General features: G+C 41.2%; 4 protein-coding genes. 2 read left to right on the top strand and 2 right to left on the bottom strand.

The genetic code is table 11. The features are described from left to right. Nucleotides 1-147 precede the first annotated feature (147 nt). Together PLE34_RS21680 and PLE34_RS21675 are read left to right on the top strand one after the other, a co-directional pair. Nucleotides 148-537 carry a hypothetical protein gene (locus PLE34_RS21680; RefSeq protein ID WP_324560694.1) on the top strand — a complete coding sequence of 130 codons (390 nt, stop codon included), beginning with the start codon at nt 148-150 and terminating at the stop codon, nt 535-537. Beyond that, the gene (locus PLE34_RS21675) at nt 530-1,159 is read left to right on the top strand and encodes a SprT-like domain-containing protein (RefSeq protein ID WP_324560691.1); all 630 of its coding nucleotides are present in this window, start codon (nt 530-532) and stop codon (nt 1,157-1,159) included. The genes PLE34_RS21680 and PLE34_RS21675 overlap by 8 nt, the downstream gene beginning before the upstream one ends. A 14-nt stretch (nt 1,160-1,173) precedes the next feature. Here the strand turns inward: PLE34_RS21675 and PLE34_RS21670 are convergent, their stop codons facing one another. Then, nucleotides 1,174-1,641 carry a lipocalin family protein gene (locus PLE34_RS21670; protein ID WP_324560688.1) on the bottom strand — a complete coding sequence of 156 codons (468 nt, stop codon included), beginning with the start codon at nt 1,639-1,641 and terminating at the stop codon, nt 1,174-1,176. 347 nt (nt 1,642-1,988) lie between these two features. Further along, complete coding sequence (locus tag PLE34_RS21665; RefSeq protein ID WP_324560685.1) at nt 1,989-4,007, bottom strand: T9SS type B sorting domain-containing protein; 2,019 nt, start codon at nt 4,005-4,007, stop codon at nt 1,989-1,991. Nucleotides 4,008-4,364: the final 357 nt, after the last annotated feature.

Raw genomic sequence — 4,364 nt, 5'->3', positions numbered from 1 at the left:
AATTAAAAGCTTTTGAAATGCAGTTGATTATATAGATTATTTGGTTTAATGGATGAAAGAAACGGGGCAGTTGGGAAAAGAGGTAATATTTTCTGCAAATTGGCCTTCCCTGCCGGTTGTTGTAGATTTGCGCTCTGAATACATGGTATGAATGGTTTAAAGATTTTCCTGCCTTCTGTTTTTCTTTTCCTGATACTGAACGGGCTGTTCGTGCTTTTTCAAAGTTTACTTGTACGCTATGGATTCAGTATAAGTGTGCTGCTGTATGGAAATGTGTTTTTATTCGGGTTAACTATTATTTCAATATTGTTTCAGCAAAAAGCCGCCAAATCTGCTTCAGCGCAGCTTTTTATCCGTTATTTTTATATTTCTTTCCTGGTAAAGCTGGTATTGGTGGCTGTGATGGCTTTGGTATATGCCCAAACGGCCGCTAAGGTAAATAAGGTGTCAATCATTGCCTGCATGCTCTTTTACTTAGTGTATACTTTTCTTGAAATTAGCGTGCTGCTTAAAGCCGGTAAGCAAAAAAATGCGTAAAAAACACGAAGCTCCACTTGATACTTTAAATTCCTATTTACCCGTCGGCGCTTACCATACCGTAATGCAGTATCTCGGGCATTATAAAGTGCATCTTACAATTACCAAAGAGCGGAGAAGTGTTCTGGGAGATTACCGGTTCGCTGTTCATGGCAAAAACCACCGCATTAGTGTAAACGGAAATCTGAATGCATTTGCATTTTTGATCACTTTATTGCATGAACTGGCACACCTTATAGCTTTTGAAAAATATGGGAACCGGATCGCATCTCATGGCAAAGAGTGGAAGCTGGTGTATGGGGAAATTTTGCAACAATTCCTGTTGCTTGATCTTTTCCCGCCGGATATTGCGAACGAAATAAAAACAACGATGCGTAGCCCGGCGGCTGGCAGTTGCGCGGAAGATGGTTTAATAAGAGTGCTGAGGAAATACGACCGGAAAGGCGATGTTAAAAAACTGGTGGAAGAAATTGACGTTAACGGGTTGTTCCGAACAGATGATGGCAGGATATTTAAACGGGGCGACCAGTTGCGCAAACGGATCAGGTGTTTAGAAATAAAAACGGGCAAAATATATTTATTCAGCCCGGTATATGAGGTAACTCCTGTATCACACCCGTAAATTTTCGATTATTGTTATTGTTTTTGCAGGGTTACAGTATAAGTGCCGGGAAGCGGAATATCTGTAAGCTCATAAGAAATCTTCAACGTAGTGGTATTTACCTCAACAAGGGTTACAACCAATGGATCGCCGGCTGCTTGTGTAAACTCAATTTTGGTATCATTATCGGTCAGCTTCCATGTGCCCGATTGAGCAGTGGAAGGATCACATACTACGGCGCCTTCATCAATGGTATAAGTGTCATTAGCCTTGAGCGTAAAAATATTATCTTTCAGGCATATTATCTGTGGAACAGGAAGCCCTATAACGCTGGTTCCGCCTTCATTTGTCACATCAGATACCTTCCATTTATTAGATAACAGCTCTTTTTTAGTTGGTTCTTCTTCTTTATCGGTCTTATCTTTTTTACAGGAAGTAAGTGCAAAAACGGAAATGAAAAGCAGCAGCAGCGCATATTTTCCGAACAAAAGACAATTTTTCATAAAAAGGTTTTATAATAATTAGCAAAAGCTATAACGTATATGCCTGATCAGGCGTGTATAAAGCGTAAAGATAAGACTGTAATATCAGCTCAGCATAGCCATAACCCCATAAAGTATGAAATAACTTATGGCTACAAGGGCGAAGAAAAATTTATCCGCGTTTTTCATGTTATTAAGAATTAATATTAAGTAATGTAAACGGTGTGCTTATCCGGATGTTGCACAATTCCTGCAATTTTTTACCTCCCGGGAGTAAAATTTTACATTGATCATTCAGAATGATTCATATTTCATGCCAGAGATAAAATATCCCCTGGTTTCCTGTTTTCGGGATAAATAAAAAGGGGTTACCTGATGAGGGTGGTTGTACCTTTCAGATGGAACCTGCGGCCCGTATCTGTGTGTGTGTATTCCAGGGTCCAAACATAAGTGCCGCTTCCCTGCACTTTTCCGTTGATGGTTCCATCCCATTTTTTTAAACGACCGGTAGTTTCAAATACTTTTTGACCATATAAGTTATACACCCTGAAAATAAGATTGGCAGCTTTATAAGCATTTAAGGGATAGAGATAATCATTGAGGTTGTCGCCATTAGGCGTAAACGCAGAAGGGATATCAATGTAACAACTGCTTACTAATTTTACTTTTTTAACTATAGTATCCATGCAGCCCAGGTTATTGGTAACAATGAGCTGAATAGCATGTTCCTGGTCTGTTAAGGGTGCCTGGTATGACTGAGCCGGTGGAGATTTCAAAAAGCTGCCTGTGCCGTTTCCAAAGCTCCAGTTCCAGCTTGTGATACTGCCGGTACTGGCATCTTTGTATAGGGTGGTATCCCTTGGACATATAAACTCCGGCGCTTCGAAATCTGCCTTCAGTTCGTTATCCAAAAAAATATCAGCAGACGCGGTATCGCTGCAAACGCCGTTTGAAACAACAAGTGTTGTATTCTTGTGACCGAAAACCGGGTACACTTTCTGAAGCTGATTGCTGTTCCCGGAAGTATGGTCATCAAACTGCCAGTTCCATTTATTAACCCCGTTAGCGCCGTTATGGGAATAAATAACGGTATCAACTTTACAGCCATATAAAATGGAGTAGTCAAATGCGGCAGAAACAGTATCTTTTGTGATAAAGCTTAAAGCGGCTCCTGCAGGTGTTTCTTCCCCGCATTCATCAATGATCGTATTGCCATCGCTTCCTTTCCTTAGCATTATGGCATAAGATCCGTTGTGTAATATTGGAGCCGAAAGTTTTACATGAACTACACTGCTCATATTGTTTTCATTGCATTCGCCGGAAGCAGAAGCAATGGCCATAGCGGGAGACCCGTTTATAATAAAATCGCTTCCATTGGGAGCTATGGAATTACAGCGTATAGGTTTTTTAAACACTAATTGCAGCATATCCGGTGCACAGCCTGGCTTGGTTAAGCTGTCCATAGGAGTAGGTTGCACAGGCAAAACGCTGAATGGTATGCTTTCGCCTTCTTCAATACCCCTGTCGCAATTATCTAAAAGCGTATTGTTGTCTGAGCCTTTTTTCATGATGATGGAATAATTACCGGCAGGCAACGGACTGTTCAGGGTGAGTATAACAGAGTCCATATCAAAGCCTGAAAAACAACCTGCTGCTGATGCTCCAATGACGGAGTAGGCGGGGTTTGAAACTGAAAAATCGCTTCCATCTGCCGCGAGGGAATTACATCTCATTTTTTTGTTCAGTTTCACAATAACATTGGTGCCATCGCAATATGCTCTTGCGTCCTGCAGGTGAGGTTCTTTGGGGTCTGTAATGTTAGCGGTACCCCCTGCAAAGTTGAGTTTGTATCCGCTCTGGTTGGTTATGGTAAAATGGCTTACCAATAAAAGGTACTGGTGTCCTTCAATAAGGGTTGGCATTTTACTTTTATTAGGGTAGTCGAAACCGGCGCAATTGGTAAATGAACCGGCAGCGGAAGCAGTGCCGGTTGCCCCCGGATGAGCAGACCAGTTGCTGGCTACATATAAACTACGGTTCGTATATACATCAGCGGCATCATGACCGGTTATGTCAAACAGTTGCCAGTCATAATCGTCAGATTCGGTAAGCGGGGTAATAGTAAACCCAAGCGTGCCGGAAGTAAAGCAGGTGAATTTATACCAGAACGGGTTAAGGTCTCCGTAAGCGGCATTATCATTTTCGCAGCCGGGAACAGGAATTAAGCGGCCTCCGCAGGCCGGAACGGTTTGTTGGGTAAAAGTAGATGTGCCGCACACCGGGAATGCGGTACCCGGGTTTTGCCCTAAGTTGATGCAGGGTTGGGCGTAAGCGCTGCTCAGCAGGATGGTACAGACGAAAATAAGAGGAATCGTTTTCCAACGCATTATCGAAAAATAATGATAATATTTTATAAAGAGATGAGTAATAAATATGAAGAAACGCTGCATCAGCTACTTTTTGAGCAATTATGCAGCTATCGTTACAGGTAACAAAACTAAATCCTTCTGTTTTAATTTATGACTGGTAATAAAAAATCATCCAAATTGTTTTTTAACCTGGCACGTGCAAGAAATAAGTAGTATACTTTTGATAAATGATAAATGGAAGGGCTTTTAATACGCTGGTTCTCAGCATGGGCTTATTTTAGATAAAATTCTTATGTTAAGACATTGTATAATCAAAAATACTTTTATACCTTGCAGTCCCTTATTGATGTTGTAAAGTTTACGCTTCGGCATCAA

This window comes from Agriterribacter sp., from assembly GCF_035445465.1.
Lineage (GTDB): Bacteria > Bacteroidota > Bacteroidia > Chitinophagales > Chitinophagaceae > Agriterribacter.
The sequence above is the reverse complement of the archived record's forward strand: the minus strand, read 5'-3'. Positions and strand labels throughout refer to the sequence as shown.

Bases quoted from the DNA above. Each gene is read 5' to 3' on its own strand.
- PLE34_RS21680 (WP_324560694.1), top strand. From the start codon at position 148: ATGAATGGTTTAAAGATTTTCCTGCCTTCTGTTTTTCTTTTCCTGATA.
- PLE34_RS21675 (WP_324560691.1), top strand. From the start codon at position 530: ATGCGTAAAAAACACGAAGCTCCACTTGATACTTTAAATTCCTATTTA.
- PLE34_RS21670 (WP_324560688.1), bottom strand. From the start codon at position 1,641: ATGAAAAATTGTCTTTTGTTCGGAAAATATGCGCTGCTGCTGCTTTTC.
- PLE34_RS21665 (WP_324560685.1), bottom strand. From the start codon at position 4,007: ATGCGTTGGAAAACGATTCCTCTTATTTTCGTCTGTACCATCCTGCTG.